15 protein-coding genes and 1 pseudogene are annotated in these 16,699 nt (G+C 41.1%); 7 read left to right on the top strand and 9 right to left on the bottom strand.

What is annotated here, in order from left to right; all coding sequences use genetic code 11:
* The first annotated feature begins 64 nt into the window (after window positions 1-64).
* Complete coding sequence (locus PQ578_RS00225) at window positions 65-1,009, top strand: ATP-grasp domain-containing protein (RefSeq protein WP_273831671.1); 945 nt, start codon at window positions 65-67, stop codon at window positions 1,007-1,009.
* Between the two features lie 31 nt (window positions 1,010-1,040).
* On the opposite strand, the gene PQ578_RS00220 is transcribed toward PQ578_RS00225, so the two are convergent.
* Window positions 1,041-2,159: an HD domain-containing phosphohydrolase gene (locus PQ578_RS00220; RefSeq protein ID WP_273831669.1), complete on the bottom strand. Its 1,119-nt coding sequence runs from the start codon at window positions 2,157-2,159 to the stop codon at window positions 1,041-1,043.
* A 291-nt stretch (window positions 2,160-2,450) separates the two neighbouring features.
* Between PQ578_RS00220 and PQ578_RS00215 the strand changes: the two genes are divergently transcribed.
* On the top strand, window positions 2,451-3,548 hold the full coding sequence (locus PQ578_RS00215; protein WP_273831667.1) for a DUF2515 family protein: 1,098 nt from the start codon (window positions 2,451-2,453) through the stop codon (window positions 3,546-3,548).
* Window positions 3,549-3,592: 44 nt separating this feature from the next.
* Here the strand turns inward: PQ578_RS00215 and PQ578_RS00210 are convergent, their stop codons facing one another.
* The 3 genes from PQ578_RS00210 to PQ578_RS00200 form a co-directional block, all read right to left on the bottom strand.
* Window positions 3,593-4,048 carry a hypothetical protein gene (locus PQ578_RS00210; protein ID WP_273831665.1) on the bottom strand — a complete coding sequence of 152 codons (456 nt, stop codon included), beginning with the start codon at window positions 4,046-4,048 and terminating at the stop codon, window positions 3,593-3,595.
* Window position 4,049: 1 nt separating this feature from the next.
* Window positions 4,050-4,859, bottom strand: coding sequence for a DUF3100 domain-containing protein (locus tag PQ578_RS00205; RefSeq protein ID WP_420541497.1), 810 nt, complete (start codon window positions 4,857-4,859; stop codon window positions 4,050-4,052).
* 228 nt (window positions 4,860-5,087) lie between these two features.
* Window positions 5,088-6,299, bottom strand: a complete 1,212-nt coding sequence (locus PQ578_RS00200; protein WP_273831663.1) for a dicarboxylate/amino acid:cation symporter — start codon at window positions 6,297-6,299, stop codon at window positions 5,088-5,090.
* 207 nt (window positions 6,300-6,506) lie between these two features.
* Between PQ578_RS00200 and PQ578_RS00195 the strand changes: the two genes are divergently transcribed.
* The gene (locus PQ578_RS00195) at window positions 6,507-6,794 is read left to right on the top strand and encodes a hypothetical protein (protein WP_098445536.1); all 288 of its coding nucleotides are present in this window, start codon (window positions 6,507-6,509) and stop codon (window positions 6,792-6,794) included.
* 45 nt (window positions 6,795-6,839) lie between these two features.
* Here the strand turns inward: PQ578_RS00195 and PQ578_RS00190 are convergent, their stop codons facing one another.
* Both PQ578_RS00190 and PQ578_RS00185 read right to left on the bottom strand, forming a co-directional pair.
* Window positions 6,840-7,460 carry a class D sortase gene (locus tag PQ578_RS00190; protein ID WP_273831662.1) on the bottom strand — a complete coding sequence of 207 codons (621 nt, stop codon included), beginning with the start codon at window positions 7,458-7,460 and terminating at the stop codon, window positions 6,840-6,842.
* 59 nt (window positions 7,461-7,519) lie between these two features.
* Complete coding sequence (locus PQ578_RS00185) at window positions 7,520-8,443, bottom strand: DUF6612 family protein (protein ID WP_273831660.1); 924 nt, start codon at window positions 8,441-8,443, stop codon at window positions 7,520-7,522.
* Window positions 8,444-8,830: 387 nt separating this feature from the next.
* On the opposite strand from PQ578_RS00185, the gene PQ578_RS00180 reads away from it, so the two are divergent.
* The 3 genes from PQ578_RS00180 to ulaA are packed head-to-tail and all read left to right on the top strand — an operon-like array spanning window position 8,831 to window position 12,609.
* Window positions 8,831-10,936 carry a BglG family transcription antiterminator gene (locus PQ578_RS00180; RefSeq protein WP_273831659.1) on the top strand — a complete coding sequence of 702 codons (2,106 nt, stop codon included), beginning with the start codon at window positions 8,831-8,833 and terminating at the stop codon, window positions 10,934-10,936.
* Window positions 10,937-10,950: 14 nt separating this feature from the next.
* Window positions 10,951-11,226 (top strand): PTS sugar transporter subunit IIB, encoded by a 276-nt coding sequence (locus PQ578_RS00175; RefSeq protein WP_160918338.1) that lies wholly within the window; start codon window positions 10,951-10,953, stop codon window positions 11,224-11,226.
* A 3-nt stretch (window positions 11,227-11,229) separates the two neighbouring features.
* Window positions 11,230-12,609: a PTS ascorbate transporter subunit IIC gene (ulaA, locus tag PQ578_RS00170; protein WP_273831658.1), complete on the top strand. Its 1,380-nt coding sequence runs from the start codon at window positions 11,230-11,232 to the stop codon at window positions 12,607-12,609.
* A gap of 39 nt (window positions 12,610-12,648) precedes the next feature.
* Here the strand turns inward: ulaA and PQ578_RS00165 are convergent.
* The 3 genes and pseudogenes from PQ578_RS00165 to PQ578_RS00155 form a co-directional block, all read right to left on the bottom strand.
* Window positions 12,649-13,233, bottom strand: a pseudogene (locus PQ578_RS00165) (GNAT family N-acetyltransferase).
* Complete coding sequence (locus PQ578_RS00160) at window positions 13,230-13,910, bottom strand: alpha/beta fold hydrolase (protein ID WP_273831657.1); 681 nt, start codon at window positions 13,908-13,910, stop codon at window positions 13,230-13,232. The pseudogene PQ578_RS00165 and the gene PQ578_RS00160 overlap by 4 nt, the downstream one beginning before the upstream one ends.
* Window positions 13,911-14,298: 388 nt before the next feature.
* Complete coding sequence (locus PQ578_RS00155) at window positions 14,299-15,723, bottom strand: aldehyde dehydrogenase family protein (protein WP_273831656.1); 1,425 nt, start codon at window positions 15,721-15,723, stop codon at window positions 14,299-14,301.
* Between the two features lie 202 nt (window positions 15,724-15,925).
* Between PQ578_RS00155 and PQ578_RS00150 the strand changes: the two genes are divergently transcribed.
* The gene (locus PQ578_RS00150; RefSeq protein ID WP_273831655.1) at window positions 15,926-16,648 is read left to right on the top strand and encodes a 3-ketoacyl-ACP reductase; all 723 of its coding nucleotides are present in this window, start codon (window positions 15,926-15,928) and stop codon (window positions 16,646-16,648) included.
* Window positions 16,649-16,699 lie beyond the last annotated feature (51 nt).

The raw sequence follows: 16,699 nt of genomic DNA, 5'->3' as shown, positions 1-16,699 counted from the left end.
GAAACTCCTTTATACTTGAGTAAAGTGATGGGTTTTAACGGTTATAAATGAAGGAGGTCATGTCATGAGTGCGAAAGTATTCATCATCCATGAAAATGAAGAATGGACAAAGCCTCTCAAGCAAGAACTTGAGGCGCTTCATGTCCCATACGAAGACTGGTTTCTTAGTGAAGGAAGCCTTGATTTAAGTGATGTACCGCCAGACGGTATTTTTTATAATCGCATGAGTGCCTCTTCTCATACGCGTGGTCATCGTTATGCTCCTGAATACACAGGAGCAGTACTCGAATGGTTGGAGAGTCACGGTCGAAGAGTATTAAATGATAGCCGTGCCCTTGCTCTTGAAGTAAACAAAGTGGCACAATATGCAGCCCTGAGAAAGCATGGAATCGTTACACCCAAAACCATTGCTTCCGTTGGGAAGGATCATCTTGCGAAAGCAGCGGATGCGTTTTCTGAACAGTTTATTACGAAACACAACCGAGCAGGTAAAGGGCTCGGCGTTCAGCTATTCAACAATCCTGAGACGCTGAAAGCTTATGTGAAGAGCGATGATTTTGAAGATTCAATTGACGGGATTACATTGCTTCAACAGTACATTTCTTCACCTGACGCATCCATAACGCGATGTGAATTCGTAGGCGGTAAGTTTCTATATGCTGTTCGCGTTGATACGTCAGAAGGCTTTGAACTTTGCCCTGCAGATGTGTGCCAGGTTGGCGATACTTTCTGTCCTACAACGGAGGGGCCGAAGCCTAAATTCGAAGTGATCGAGAACTTCGATCATCCTGTTCTCGCTAATTACGAAGCTTTCTTAAAAGCGAACGGCATTGCTTTCGCAGGAATTGAATGCATTCAAAATGAACGTGGAGATCTTTTTACTTACGATGTGAACACAAATACAAACTACAATGCAGAAGCAGAAAGAAAAGCAGGGGTTTCTGGTATGAAAGCGATCGCTGACACGCTCGATCAAGAACTTTCTAACCTCCATTCTCTACAAAAATAAAGAGCGCCGAGTGCGCTCTTTATTTTTCTTTTTAATCTTCGTATCGTTTTTTTATTTGGAGAAAACCATGCAGATTTTCTAAAAAGACGTCAATTAACGCTGGATCAAACTGCTTTCCTTTCTCATTTTGAAAATGAGTAAGAATATCTTCCAGATCCCACGCTTTTTTATATGGGCGATCCGTGGCAAGGGCATCAAATACATCGGCTACAGCGACAATTCGACCATAAATATGAATTTCCTCTCCACTTAGTCCTTCAGGATAACCTTTTCCATCCCAACGTTCATGATGTTCTTTTGCGATGATCGCTGCTGCTTTTAGTATCGTTCGTTTTGAATTTTGAAGAAGGTGATAGCCGATGCTGGCATGAGCCTGCACTTCAAGAAATTCCTGTTTCGACAGTTTGCCTGGCTTGTTTAGTATCGCATCAGCAATCGCTACTTTGCCGATATCATGCATGGGGGAGGCGACTTTGATAAGGTCTGCTTCTTCTTCGCTTAAACCAGATTTAATAGCAAGAAGCTTTGCATACTCTGCTACACGCTTGACGTGAGAGCCTGTTTCCTTTGAACGAACTTCACCGATTTCTCCCATTTTGAAAATAATTTCTTTTTGTGCTTCCTCCATCTCCATATTCATCAGTACTGCTTCAAGTGCCTGGGCAGTATAAGAGGCGGCGAGGCTTAATTTTTTAACGTCACGGGTCGTAAATACACCCTCTTTCGTTAATTTATTAATCACTTGATATACCCCTAGCGTCTGGTTCTGCTTATTTTTAAGTGGAATCACCATAACGGACTTCGTTCGATAGTTGTACGTCAGATCCATGTCTGCATGAAATCGATCGTCATGATGGGCATCTTCAATCACAAGCGGTTCTGCCGTCTGAAAAACATACCCCGCTAAACCGCTTGAAGCAGGTATACGAACCTCCTTCGTCCTCTCTTCCACTTTCGCCCATAACTCGTCTTTTTGTTCATCATATAACCACAGCATACAGCGCTCGGCAACCGTCATATCCCGCCCCATATCTGCCATCAGCGACAAAAGGCGATCAAGATTGTTCTCAATCGTAATACGCGATGCGTAAGCAAAGATGACATCGAGAAGTTCCTCTGATTCAAGTTCTTTCTTCCAGCGGCCATTCATCTAACAGTCGGCCTCCCTTTGTAGGATCATTGCACAGTGTTTGGAGAAAAATCCCCCAGTTACCTCGTTCAAATCTAATAAATACTTCTATCATACACGTATATACCATTTGGTGGTAGATTAAGGAAGAAGAAATACAACTTCAATTTATACCTTAATGAAAAGGCAATTAATAAACTTTCTGGACTTGCTACAACCATCAGATGGTTTTGATTTTTGATAAAAACAGTCTTCTTTCCTAAATTCACTGACATAGGTATATAAAAACAAGGCATCAGGAGGGAAATCGGTGTGAAGTTATCGTTCCCCTTATTTCAATCAGCGAGTAAAAAGGAAATACCTCTTATGAAGGAATTGAAAGAGGCTTGCCATTTACCACCTCCAACCCTCACTTTAACGGGTGAAGAAGTGAAGCTAACACGAATTATTCGCGAACAAACAGAGCAAGCCAATCGAAATAATGTGACGCGGACCAAAGCGTATCTTGATTTTTACTTAAAGCACCCTGAAATTCACTGGGCTTTCCTTGCCCATCTTGTTTCGCGGAATGCTGGATGGACCATGACTGATTTAAAAGGAGAATATCTCCCTCGCTTCTTATCACCAGATGATCAGCACGCATTCTTTTCCTTTCTAGAACGAGGGAATTGGCTTATCTTTCAAGATGCGTACCCGCAGCTGCTGATTTATGCAGAAAGTCTTAAGGTGAATAAGCCACTTTTCCACCTTCTATCAGCCTTTCACGTTTCTTCTTTTATGAAAGTCATTTGGAACCGTTTCTGGAAAGATAAAGCCTCAGACACCCTTTCAGTTGCCCTCATCATTAACGAACAGCACTACATCAATTCACGTGTCATAAATGATCAGCACTTTCACCAAACCGTGTTTAACACACTTCCTTTTCAAATCCAAAATGTTTTCAATATGAACGTGCTCCTGTTCCCACTGATTCGGAACGGCTCGATTCAACTCATTGGAGAACCTGCCAAACATTTTCTTTACGTGAAAGAACGGATTGAACTTGGAAAACGGCTTTATCAGCTTGTTTTTTCTAACGACTCGACTCTAAATGATATGTTGGAGTGGTCAACACGCCACCCTCATACTGGATCACGAAAAGATTTCTGGCCTGAGCTCTTTCACTCACTAAAAGAAGGGCAACCAGACGAAAAACGCGTCCTCGAACAATGCTCGCTCAAAAAAGGACCGCGTCTTTATAGTCCTCTTCTATCTGTATGGAAAGATGTCCAACATGATTCGCCTGATCGCAAGGATTGGTTCGTCAACACTTCTGCGCTTTCACTTTTCAAATTGCCCAATCCTGATTTTTCAGGAAATGCAGCAAAGATCTACTGCCGATCACTTCACTTATTAGAAAGTCTCTTATGAACCGGTATTTCTTCATAAAAAAACTTCCGCGAGGGAAGTTTTTGTTAAATAATCTTTTGCATTCGTAAGACCACTTCAGCGATTAACGCTGAACCAAGAAAAGTCCCAACCATAACGAACATCGCTACGACAACGCTACGCCACCCAAGCTTCACAAAATCTGTCCATGAGCGTCCAATTGCGATACCAGCATATGCAAGAATCGGCGTTGCTAGAGCCAGGATGTTAATATTTTCAGTCCACTTTACGATATACTCAGAGCCGGGCATGACGGGCATAGATACAAGAATCCCAATAATCCCGATGTAAGCCACGCTCGGAATATTCACAGGAAGAACGTGCTGAAGAATAAGGCCAGCTAAACAAATCACAATTAAAACCGCCATACCTGGTAAAGCAGCAACAGGGAACACACTATAGCCAATCCAGTTCCCAATGGCAGCAATCAAACCGAAGATAACTAATAATAACGTCCACTCTTGTACATTTTTTAGTAACATATTAAGCTCCTTTCCTCACGCCTGGTTGGGATGATTTTTCTCTAGTCATGAGCTGATACATCTTTTCTGTTAGTGGAAGACCAATGAAAATACTCATGTATAGTCCTGTTGATAACGAAAGCAAATTGCTCGCGCCTGCAAATGCGATAATATCATCGGAAAATGCAGGAAAAGCAGCAACGAGCGAGCCACTTGCAGCCGCCATCATACTTCCACTTCCAATGCCAGACGCCATCGCGAACGATAACGGATGTAATGGTGTAATCGTCGCCAGGAATCCGGAAATAACGCCCATAAACACAGCCCCAAAAACTGTACCAAAAATATAAATCGCCATTACGCCTCGTCCTTCAGGTGAATTGAAACCATATTTATCAACAATCAACCCAACGTTTGGCTCTCGTGCTACAGAATGTGTCATACCAATGCTTTCTCTTTTCAATCCAAGTAAAACAGCGATTGGAAGAGCAATGAAAATCGTGCCTAAATTTCCGAATTCCTGCAGAAGCAAGGCCGGACCCGCTTCAATTAACTTCGGTAGTGAAGGGCCAATAATTACCCCTATTTTCGCAATAAGCAAGGTCACACCTAATACAATAAGCGGTTCCGCATTTAGCGCCTGTGCTTTTTTAATCACTGGGGTAAAAAACAATCCAAGTCCAATGAGCATGGCATACAACATTGGCAGTAGTAAAATAACGCCTGGCCCCACCGTAAACTGGAAAACGCCAATCCACTCTGTTAACGCCACAACTCCAAATACAAGTAGATGCAAACGCCAGTCCTTCCAAATTCCCTTAAGTTCTGTCACCCAAATCCCCCATTCCTTTTCTGCATGAAAGCTCTAAAGTTATTGTTATCTTAATATTTTGATTCTTAAAAGTAAATGGATTATTCTTACACACCACTGAATTGAGGACTGATTTCGAAATCGTAAGCGAATACAAATACCTTAACTACAATCTTATTAAAATCAAAATCAAATTTTAAGCAAAATAAAAAGCCAGGCATCATGCCTGACTTTTTTTGAGTATTATATTTACTGGTCTTTTTTTCGATTAATAATGCTCGCGCCAACAAGATCCCCCGTTACGTTAAGACCAGTGGCCCCCATTCCAACTAAAGCATCCACGGCTGTTAATAACGCAACGGTTTCCATTGGTAATCCTACTTGTGCAAACACGGTTGCAATCATAACAATACCAGCACCTGGAACGCCTGCTGTACCAATCGATGCAAGTGTACCAACAATCACGACCATTACCATATCTGTGAAACTAAGCGGTGAGCCAACGACGTTCGCCGCAAAGACTGCAGAAATCGCAATTCGAATAGCTGCTCCGTCCATATTAATCGTTGCGCCAAGTGGCAAGCTAAAGCTATAAAGACTTTTCGGAATGCCTAATCCTTTAGCCGCGTTCATCGTAAGCGGCAAGGTTCCAGAGCTACTTTGCGTCACGAAAGCCGTAATCATTGGCTTATTTGCATTACGAAAGAACTCTTTCGGACTTACTTTAAACAACAGTAAGAACAAAACATAGATACCGATTTGTACAATCAACGCAATATAAAGCACGGCGATCATATTTCCGAGCGAGAGAATTGTATCCAATCCCTGATTACCAATTGTTTTCGCAATGATTGCAAAGATCCCGATGGGAACATATTGCAGAATAACGTTCATGATTTTAAATGTGGCTTCATTTAAGCCTTCAACCACTTTATAAAGGTGTTCGCCAAGCGCCCCATGTTCTTCCGAATTTCGTAACGCAGCAATGGCGATCCCAAAAGCAAAGGCAGTAAAGATAATCCCAAGGAGATTCATCTCGTTAAATGCCGTAACAATGTTTGATGGCACAATGTTTAACAGCACGCTGACGATACCTGGATTATCCGGTACATCAAACGATTGGTCTGGATCTATCGATAAACCCGTACCTGGATTAAACAAGTTCGCTACGGTTAATCCAACAATAATCGCTAGTGCAGATGTTAAGACGTAATAAAGAAATACCTTTCCGCCCATGCTACCAAGGTTACTTAGTTTCGTTTGATTGACACCAACGATTAATGTAAATAGAATAAGTGGAATGATCAGAAACGATAGCAATTTAATTAATAAGTCTCCCAATGGTGCCAGAACTGCTGCATTTTCACCAAATATGAGCCCTACTGCAATTCCGAGCACAAGCGCAACCGTAATTTTTATAATCAACGAAGCATTTAAATAGCCTCTCACAATCTTCTTCATCGTTCCCCTCCTTCAAACGCTAATTATTCGTATATATTTACTAGGAAATAAGATACAGCACAATTCCTTGAAAGTCAAAAGGTTAGCTTTATCATCCAACTAAATTCATTATTAAACTTTTACTCTCTTATTCTCGTTTTCAAGTATAAAGAACAGCTTACTTGGTTAGACTGCTTCTTAAAGTCTAGTAAAAGTTGGAGGATGAAGATGAATAATTTAAAAGGTTTCCCTGTCACCCCCTTTGAAACATATCTTGAGATGACGCAATACGGCACAGAAGTACACTTCGAATACGACAAGTACGAGCTCTTATCAGGGACGGTTGAAGATGGAAAAATGTATTTTCTCATCGACTACAACACAGGTCTCACTTATGAAGTAGAAGAAAGCACTGCACTCCATTTCGTTCAGTTAAATGAGCAAGGTAACGGTAAACAGCTTGTAGAAACCATTACCCCGCGATTACGCCCAACTATCACACTTTCTCACACGTAAAAAGTCCTGCTCGACGGCAGGACTTTTGCTTTTATAGACTAGTAGTTACATATCCGACACATAAACTAATTCAGATTGAATCACATACCGCTCAGGCGCACTTCCGATAAAATCAAATGGGTAGCATGTTGTTAACGTTAAGGTGGCTTCCTCTTTATCAACAATTACTGTTCGATCGCTTTCATCTACGATCTTCATGTCGACCACAGCATATTCATACCGTTTTCCATCGTATTCAAGAAAGACGGCATCCCCTTTTTCCACGTTTTGTAGATCAGTAAAAACCGTATCGCGATGGCCGCTCAGAACGGTGTGGCGCTTCTGATCTGGGGTGGTGGTGAATTGACTTACATACATGCCAACTCCCTGACTTAACGTATCTTCATCTGTTCCCCAATAGGTCTTAAATCCTTTTTCAATCGTAGGGATAACTAGCCTGCCTACTTCTTGTCCAACCTTAAACTGCTTTATCTGATCACTCATTAAAACCTCTTGAACCTTCCCGCTCTCTTCCATCGTAGCCTCGGATCCCTTTTCACTCTTCCACTGTTTCGTTTCTTCTGCAGAAACTTGTTCTACTCCCTGTGTGCCCTGCCACCATTCATACCCATAGTAGCCCGCCATCACAATGCCTGCACACATGACCAAGGCATATAATTTGTTCATAGTCTTCACCTCACTAAGAAAAGCGAAAAAACCGCTTATTATGCGGTTTTTAAGCCCTATTAACAGCTAACGGAACGTCTTCTATAAAGAAGTAAACCACCTGCAGCTGCCGCCAACGCTACTCCACCCATAGCAAGCATTGGATTGGCTGTAGCTGTTTCAGGCATTTTGCCGCCCTCTTCCATTCCATCCAATGGTTTAGCTGAATCAATTACATTAGCCGGAACAGTAATCGTATCAACTTGATTAAAGTTGTTGATCGACATTTCCATCGATTGTTTCATGTTCATGCTTTCGTCTTCAATCTTCATATCCATATCAAGATCCATCGTTAAATGCTTCATGTAATACGAATCTTTATCAACTGTTACTTTATAGCTAACGTCATTAATCGTCATTTGCTCCATAAGACCTTTCATCGATCCGGAACCTTCTTCACCTGACATGCTCTCTTGGAACATCTTCATGGATGCTTCCATTAACGTTTTGCCGTCCCCTTCGTACGTTAACACAAAACCATCATCCGTCTCTTCAACGCTCATCTCTTTGCCAAGTTCTTCAGCTTGAGTCATTTGTGCTTCAACCGAAGACATGCTTTGGAGTTCCTCTAAGCCCTTTGTGAGTTCTTCCGGCATCTTGATCCAGCCTTTTTCGGGATCTTCTTGATAAAAACCTTCTTCAGTCCAATAAGATTCTAACGAAATTTCGCCTTCTTCAGGTGATTTTGTTGTGACGACCTGATGCATCGCAAAAGGCTTTAACGTAATGTCTGCTTCGGATTCACTGGAGATCATCATTGTTTCTCCTTCAAGAGGCATCGACTGTTCCATATTTGTTTTTGTAGAATAGCTCTCAACCTTAGTCATCGCTTCACTTGACTGCTTTAAAATGTCCGTTGCACTCATTTCCTTTGCTGATGTGTGAAACGGAGCTCCTACAAAAACAACTGCTGCTACCGATAGAGGGACTAACTTCTTTAACATCAAAACACTCCAATTCATTTTTTTGGCAAGAGAAGGCTAGGGATGTGATGTGACAGTAAATGATGGATAAGACTACAGGATGGGACATCTTTTAATCACCAGTTTCTTTCACCTAATCCTTATTTTCCCAACAGAGTGAAATTAAAACGCATTTTTACCGTTCTCTAAAACATATTTTTTTATTGATCTTTCGCTTTTTTTATAGAGTATGACTAGGTTTAGGTATCCAAAAATCTCATCTGTTCACTTTTGCAAATTGACGAAATACAAAAACAACACATTGCAAGCCCTTTCATATTTGTTCTATCGCATATATACTTAGCACTATCAAATCATGATTTGTTTAAACCGTATCATTTTGCACTCGTAAGGGGGTTGGAGATCTCCATGTCACTTGATGAAAGAAGCACATTTCTATTAACAAAACTCGTGAATGCAACTGAGTTAGTTACGGTTGATCATGTCATCGCCCAGCTCGGGATATCAAAACGAACCGTTCATTATGACCTACAAAAAATTAACGATTGGCTCGATGAGAACAAACTACCCATTATCCAAACGAAACAAGGATTAGGTTACTATCTCTCAGAAGAGACCAAACAAACCGTTCCTAAATTGATGAAAGAACTAAAAGAATGGCAGTACCACTATTCGCAACCAGAACGTATCACCTTAATTGGTGTCGAACTCTTAACAAATGATAAGCCCATCTTTATGCAGAACTTTATGGATCGAACTCAAGTTAGTCGTGGAACAGTCGCTAAAGATTTAAAACTTGTTAAGAAAGTTCTAGCTGATGAAGCATTAACGTTACAGTTTGAACGATCAACAGGCTATCGTGTGGAAGGGAAAGAGGAAAACAAGCGGAGAATATTGAGTCGTTTTCTGTCCGAGGTTCTCACCAATGGACAATTAACCGAAATGACGAATTTTCTTTATCCGCTGTTAAAGAATGGTGATGAACACACCTATTCACACCTCATACCGATGAAGCAAATCATCTTGAATGCGGAACCAATTCTAAAAGTAGAGTTAACAGACGATACAATCCATGTTCTAGCCATTCAGCTTGTCGTTCTTCTTCAACGTTTAAAAGGCGAACATCGGATCCAGCTCGATCCAGATGAAAAACACGCTCTTTGTTCAACGAGAGAGTTTGAAGCGGCAAAGAGCATGGCAAAAGAATTAGAAGCTCAATTTAAACTTTCCTTATCACTGGATGAGATAGGCTTTATCACAATGCACCTTCTTGGCTCAAGGATTAATTATTCTGAAGTAGGTACGGTAGGTAGTCTTGAAAGTAATAAACTTAGAAAAGTGGTTACTGAAATCGTGAACGAATTTCAAGTTTACGCTTGTGTCCTATTCGAACAGCGCGATGAACTAGAAGAAGCTCTTTTTCTTCATCTTAAACCAACGTACTACCGGCTGAAATATCATGTCCCGATCACAAACGAATTAACAGCGTCAGTCCAGCAGGAATATCCAGATGTTTTTTCAATTACGAAACGAGCGGTTTGGCCGATTGAGTTGATGATGTCTCAAAAGCTCCCTGATGATGAATTAGCTTATCTCGCCATGCACTTTGGAGCTTGGATGCAGAAAGAAGAGCTTCCAGAAGTAACATTTGGTAAAGCGATTATCGTTTGTGAAAAAGGAATTGGCACATCAAATATTTTAAGAGGACAGCTTGAGAAGCTTCTCACAAATGTGGAAATCATCGGAACAGTTTCAAGGAGGCAATTCCTACAAAATCACTACGACGTGGATTATGTCTTCTCTACATCACCTTTGGAGCATAAGACGCTACCCATTTTAACGGTTAACCCGATTTTGACACAGCAGGGAAAAGAGAAAATCCTGCATTGGATGGAGGAAGTTCAAACTACTCCAAACGAAGAGAGTGGTCCTACCCCTGATGTGATCGTTGAAATCATGAAAAAACATGGCACGATTACGAATGAGAAAGAACTAAGAAGTGAATTACAGCAGTTATTCGCACCATCACCCACCACCTTATCTATAGAAAGGTTTGAACGACCTATGTTAAATGACTTATTACACGAAGAAACCATACAATTTGCTACAGATACACCCGACTGGAAAGAGGCGATTAAAACAGCAGCCATGCCGCTTCTTGCAACAGAGCAAATTGCTCCTTCCTATATCGATGCTATGATCAAAAACGTAGAAGATTTGGGGCCTTATGTCGTGATTGCTCCAGGAATCGCTATTCCTCATGCCCGTCCTGAAGAAGGCGTGAATACGGTTGGGATGAGCTTGCTTCGACTAGATCAAGAAGTTCCTTTTTCATCTAAAGAAAAGCATCAGGTTAAGTTACTAATTGTTCTTGCTGCAGTAGATAACGAAACGCATTTGAAAGCTCTTGCTCAACTCTCGGAGCTTCTATCAGAAGAAGAAAATCTAGATATGATTTATCGCGCAGAGGAAAAAGAAGAAATTATTAAACTTGTCTCAAAATACTCAAATTAAGGGAGAGAATAAAAATGAAAAAAATTCTTGTTGTATGTGGAAATGGTCTGGGAAGCAGCTTTATCGTAGAAATGAACGTAAAAAGCATTCTAAACGAGCTTGGAATTGAAGCTGAGGTTGATCACACAGACCTTACGACTAGTAAATCTGAAAATGCTGATTACTTCTTAGGCTCAACTGAGATTGTTGAAAATCTAGAAGACGGCAAACGAAATGTGATTAAGCTAAATAATTTGATGGATAAAAAAGAACTAAGGACGGCGATTGAAGCAAACTTGAAAGGGGCATAAATCATGGTCGATCTCATAATGAAAGACATTCTAGGTACACCAGCGATTCTTGTAGGGTTATTTGCCCTTATCGGCTTACTTCTTCAAAAAAAAGATGTTGCCAATGTCATATCAGGTACGCTAAAAACGATCATGGGATTTGTTATTCTGGGGGCAGGGGCAGGTGTGCTTGTCGCCTCCCTAGATAACTTTAGTAGTATGTTTGATCATGCTTTTGAAATTCAAGGAATCATTCCAAACAATGAAGCGATCGTTGCACTAGCTCAAGATGCATTTGGTGCAGAAACAGCGATGATTATGCTTTTCGGAATGGTAGCCAACATCCTACTAGCGCGACTCACCCCTTTTAAGTATATCTTCTTAACAGGTCATCATACGATGTTCATGGCTTGTCTAATCGCAATTATTCTTTCAACCGGTGGCTTTAGTGGCGCAACAATGATCATCACTGGTTCCCTTATTCTCGGATCTCTGATGGTTCTGTTACCTGCTCTATTGCAACCATACACTAGAAAGATTACGGGTAGTGATGACTTTGCGATCGGACACTTTGGCTCGTTCGGCTATTTAATCGCAGCCGCTGTCGGAAAAGCAGTTGGAAAGAACTCTAAATCGACCGAAGAAATTAAAGTACCGAAGTCATTCAATTTCTTGCGAGATACATCTGTATCTGTCTCACTTACAATGGCGATTCTATTCTTCGTAGTCGCTCTTTTCACTGGCCCAACCTTTATTGAATCCGAGCTAAGCGGTGGGACAAACTTCCTTGTCTTCTCATTTATGCAAGCGTTAACGTTCGCAGCTGGTGTTTACATCATTTTGGCTGGTGTAAGAATGCTCCTATCTGAAATCGTTCCTGCTTTTAAAGGAATTGCAGATAAAGTTGTCCCTAATGCAATCCCAGCCCTTGATGCTCCGTCTGTGTTCCCTTTCGCAAACAATGCGGTGATCATCGGTTTCTTCTTTAGCTTTGTTGCAGGACTTCTCAGCATGTTCCTTCTACCGATCTTGGGCCTAAAAGTGATTGTGCCAGGTCTTGTGCCTCACTTCTTTACCGGTGCGGCAGCTGGCGTATTCGGTAACGCGACTGGCGGTCGTAAAGGAGCGGTATTTGGCTCGATGGCTAACGGCGTGATCATTAGCTTCTTGCCAGCACTACTTCTGCCAGTGCTTGGTTCACTAGGATTTCAAGGAACGACATTCGGAGATTCAGATTTCGGTGTAGTTGGACTCCTTCTCGGTGGCTTGATTGAACTGCTATCTTCTAACGTTCTATTCCTTGTCATCGTTGCTGCCTTACTCATCGCTATATTTGTAGGAGCTACCTTGATCAAACGTTCGATAGCGAAAAATAATTTAGAAGAAAAGCATGATGCGATTTAGTCGAAAAAAACCATCCTCGGTAAAAGGATGGTTTTTTGGTTATTCTACCTCATTTTCAGCAGTCGCTACATAAACCAACTGATCGGTCCACTTCTCATTCTCATAAATAAAGCCTTTCCTCACACCCTCATACACCATGCCCACACTTTGGGCTAGCTGAGTCGATGGACTGTTATCCAGGTTAATGTGTGCTTCGATGCGATGAAAATCAAGATCATGAAAAGCAACCTGAAGCGCTGCGCTCACCGCTTCTTTTCCATATCCTTTACGCCAATATTGATTATGTATCGTATAGCCGATTCGTGCCCATTGAAAATTCATTCTCGCTAATGTTGAGAAATCAACCATTCAAATATGCGTGCCATCTGTTTTATGAAAAACACCAAACACGTGGGCTGTATCATTTATGGCTAATTCTTGGTGCTTATTCACTAAGTCTCTAAACCACTTTTCTGTACACTCACTCATATCCAACTTCCCAGGATCATAGGCATGTTGCGAAGGATTCCTTGCATTAAATTCGCGTAACCAGTTTTGATAGTCTTCTATTTTTAATGGTCTAATTACTAATCTTGCTGATTCTTTTTGAAGGTTAAACTCACTCAATTGAACACCTCTACTCATTTGTTAATGAACTGTTGAACCATGCTGTTATATAGAGCCGGTTGATCCATATTGGCCGTATGACCAGCATCAGGGATTAGCCCCACGGTTATTTTATCATTGCTTCTTTTCAAAAATTGAACAGCCTCTACTTCATATAGCTCTTTTCCTCCATTAAGCACCATAAGCGGTACTTCAAGTTCAGCAATCGCATTTTCTGAAACGCTCGGATAATGAAAAGTCATTATTTGATTTACTTTCTGTAACGTATCGAACCATTTATCCCCGTGAATTTGTTTAAAAGAAGCGGCATTCTTTTGATCGTTTTCTTGAATGTTATTGAAATATGTATATTGCTCTTCCATTATGCTCTTTAAATCATCCGGTATAAACGGGGAATAACCTGTTAAAACTGCGCCCTTTACAAGTTCCGGCCTTTTTATGGCTAGATGGATGGCTAATGAAGCACCTAAAGATAATCCAACGACATATCCTGGCCCTTTGTTGGTTACTTCCTCTATTAACCACTCTAAAGCCCTTTCAAAATAGTTTTCAACCGCAGGAACAGTTGAATGGCCATGACCTGGTAAGGGCAACGCGATGACCTCCATATCACGTTCAAAAAAAGCTTTTTGATGCTCAAAGTGTAAATCCCCTGTCCCCATAAATCCGTGAAGAAAATAAATTCTTTTCGTCAAAACACGGCCCCCTATTGATTCACATTTTAATAGAATACGTATCTCCCTTAAACTTTAACATAAAATGGTATTACAGCTCGCTGGATGGTAAAATCTTGATGGTGATATGTAAATTATTTAAGGGAACAACCCAATTCGGTTTTAAACTAATCAACAGATAACTTACAAAACTTATTTCTTTCCTAAATCAAGCTTACGATTAATCTCATGAAGTAAATATAGTCCTCGAAGCAAGCAACCTACAATCGAGCAAAATTAAAAAGATGCTTCAATTGTTTCATTACTAACCTAAATAAGTGATTTTCGCCTATTTTCACCTACATTCAAACAAAAAAAAGAGCAGCTACCCTTATGGCAACTGCTCTTTTTCATACTTAATTAATTTTACTTAAGACGGGAATCCTAGTACTGCTTTTGTTTCAAGGTACTCTTCAATTCCGAAGTCTCCCCACTCACGGCCAATACCAGATTGCTTGTATCCGCCGAACGGTGCTGAGAAGTCCATATCAGCATTGTTCACTTTAATACGACCGGCGCGGATGCTTGTTGCCACTTTGCGAAGTGTTTCTTTATCTTCACCAAAGACATAACCAGCAAGACCGTAAACCACGTCGTTTGCAATTTCGATCGCTTCATCAATTGTTTCATATGTGATGATTGACATAACAGGACCAAAGATCTCTTCTTGTGCAATCACCATGTCATTTTTCACATCTGTAAAGATCGTTGGTTTTGCATAGTAACCTTGATCCAGACCTTCTGGTTTACCAGTTCCACCTGCAATGAGTGTTGCGCCTTCGTCAATTCCCTTTTGAATGTAAGACTGCACGGTATTCCATTGCTTTTCAGAAACAAGTGGTCCTACATAGTTGTTTCCATTTGGATCACCTACTGGGAATTCAGGAAGTACGTTTTTCACAGCTTCTTCAAATTCTTCTTTTCGAGAAGCTGGAATGATCATTCGAGTCCCCGCCGAGCAAACCTGACCGGAGTTTGTTGCAATATGGCTAACCGCAGCTTTAGCCGCTTGAGTAATATCTGCATCTTCTAGCATTACAAATGGAGATTTGCCTCCAAGTTCAAGTGCTACTGTCTTGATCGTTTCTGCAGCGTTCTTCATTACTTTTTCACCAACACCTGCTGAACCAGTGAAAGATACAAAGTCGATATCAGGGTGTGAGCTAATACCGTCACCAATCGTCTCACCCGTTCCGTTCACAAGGTTAAATACACCTTTTGGCACGCCCACTTTATCAAAGATTTCTGTTAAAATAATCGCTGCAAATGGTGTAATTTCAGCAGGTTTTAAGACAACTGTGCTTCCCGCTGCAAATGCGCTCGCAATTTTCGTTGACGATTGGTTTGTTGGGAAGTTCCATGGCGTGATAAGGCCACTAACGCCAACTGGCTCTTTAAAGATTGTATGATCGCCACGATCTTCTGAGAAAGAATACTCTTTCAACGCTTTTGCTGCTTCAGAGAAATGCTGGTAGCCCATGTTGTAATGAACTTTCTCTGAAATTGAGCGTGGAGAACCGAGTTCTTGTGTAATCACGTCAATGATTTCTTCTTTACGGTTGGCATATTCCTCTGCAATGTCTTCAAGCATTTTCACACGTTCTTCTCGGCTTGTTTGAGAGAAAGAAGGGAATGCTGCACGTGCTGCTTTCACTGCTTTATCTAAATCTTCTTTCGTTCCAAGACTAACTTTACCGATCACTTCTTCTGTCGCTGGATTGATTACTTCATGTGTTTCTGAACCTGTTGATTCAACCCATTCGCCATTGATGTAATGTTTTAATTGGTTACGCATGATGCAAAAACTCCTTTTTTATGTTTAGTCGATTTATATTGATTTAGCTTTTCTTTGCTTCCACAGTAACTGTAACCGTTAAGGACTATAGTTAAACATGCCGATGCTTTTATAAAACTTAGAAAGCGGTTGCTAATCTTTGAATCTCTACTCTGCTAGCTATAGACTAGAAAGTAGTAAATTGGAGAAAGGATGACACAAAATGGGACAAACAATTAAAGGGAAAATTGCGTATATTACAGGCGCAAGTAGCGGTATCGGACGCGCGACAGCTCTTCAGCTTGCAAGTGAAGGGGTTCATGTTGGCTTGATTGCTAGAACCGAAAGCAAGCTAAACGAAGTCGCTAAGGAAGCAGAATCTTACGGAGTTAAAGCGATCGTTGCCCCTGCTAACATTGCAGAGATTGAGGAAGTCAATAAAGCCATCGATCACTTGAAAAACGAACTGGGCTCGGCAGATATTCTGATCAATAATGCTGGAATGGGACGTTACGGATCGTTCTTAGAGATTGAACCCGATGACTGGAAGGAAACATTCGAAGTAAATGTTTATGGAACGTATCATGTAACACGGGCTGTTCTTCCACAAATGATTGAAAAAGACAGCGGTGATATTATCACAATCTCGTCAAGTAGTGGTTTAAAAGGGACTGCTGGATCTACGTCATATAGTGCTTCTAAATTCGCCATTCAAGGGATGACCGAAGCGCTTATGCAGGAAGTTCGTCGAAATAACATTCGCGTATTTACTCTTAATCCAAGCCTCGTTGCGACTGAGCTCGTCTTTGGTGACAAGCTTGACGAGCAAGATAAAGAGAAGTATATGCAGCCTGAGGACCTTGCCGAATATATGGTGGGTCAATTGAAGTTGCACCCTCGGATTTTCATAAAGCAGTCATTGCAGTGGGCGACGAATCCATTTTAAACTAAATTCATTAAATAAAAGGAGGTAACGGGACAGCCGTTACCTCCTTTA

This window comes from Guptibacillus sedimenti (genome assembly GCF_028610665.1).
Classification (GTDB): Bacteria; Bacillota; Bacilli; order Bacillales; family Guptibacillaceae; genus Guptibacillus; species Guptibacillus sedimenti.
Note: the sequence above shows the minus strand (reverse complement) of the source record. Positions and strands in the feature narration are given on the sequence as shown.

Excerpts from the sequence above, each read along its gene's own strand:
- PQ578_RS00190 (WP_273831662.1), bottom strand. The coding sequence starts at position 7,460 with ATGAACAAATTATATGCCTTGGTCATGTGTGCAGGCATTGTGATGGCG.
- PQ578_RS00185 (WP_273831660.1), bottom strand. The coding sequence starts at position 8,443 with ATGTTAAAGAAGTTAGTCCCTCTATCGGTAGCAGCAGTTGTTTTTGTA.
- PQ578_RS00150 (WP_273831655.1), top strand. The coding sequence starts at position 15,926 with ATGGGACAAACAATTAAAGGGAAAATTGCGTATATTACAGGCGCAAGT.
- PQ578_RS00210 (WP_273831665.1), bottom strand. The coding sequence starts at position 4,048 with ATGTTACTAAAAAATGTACAAGAGTGGACGTTATTATTAGTTATCTTC.
- PQ578_RS00175 (WP_160918338.1), top strand. The coding sequence starts at position 10,951 with ATGAAAAAAATTCTTGTTGTATGTGGAAATGGTCTGGGAAGCAGCTTT.
- ulaA (WP_273831658.1), top strand. The coding sequence starts at position 11,230 with ATGGTCGATCTCATAATGAAAGACATTCTAGGTACACCAGCGATTCTT.
- PQ578_RS00220 (WP_273831669.1), bottom strand. The coding sequence starts at position 2,159 with ATGAATGGCCGCTGGAAGAAAGAACTTGAATCAGAGGAACTTCTCGAT.
- PQ578_RS00225 (WP_273831671.1), top strand. The coding sequence starts at position 65 with ATGAGTGCGAAAGTATTCATCATCCATGAAAATGAAGAATGGACAAAG.
- PQ578_RS00200 (WP_273831663.1), bottom strand. The coding sequence starts at position 6,299 with ATGAAGAAGATTGTGAGAGGCTATTTAAATGCTTCGTTGATTATAAAA.
- PQ578_RS00195 (WP_098445536.1), top strand. The coding sequence starts at position 6,507 with ATGAATAATTTAAAAGGTTTCCCTGTCACCCCCTTTGAAACATATCTT.
- PQ578_RS00180 (WP_273831659.1), top strand. The coding sequence starts at position 8,831 with ATGTCACTTGATGAAAGAAGCACATTTCTATTAACAAAACTCGTGAAT.
- PQ578_RS00155 (WP_273831656.1), bottom strand. The coding sequence starts at position 15,723 with ATGCGTAACCAATTAAAACATTACATCAATGGCGAATGGGTTGAATCA.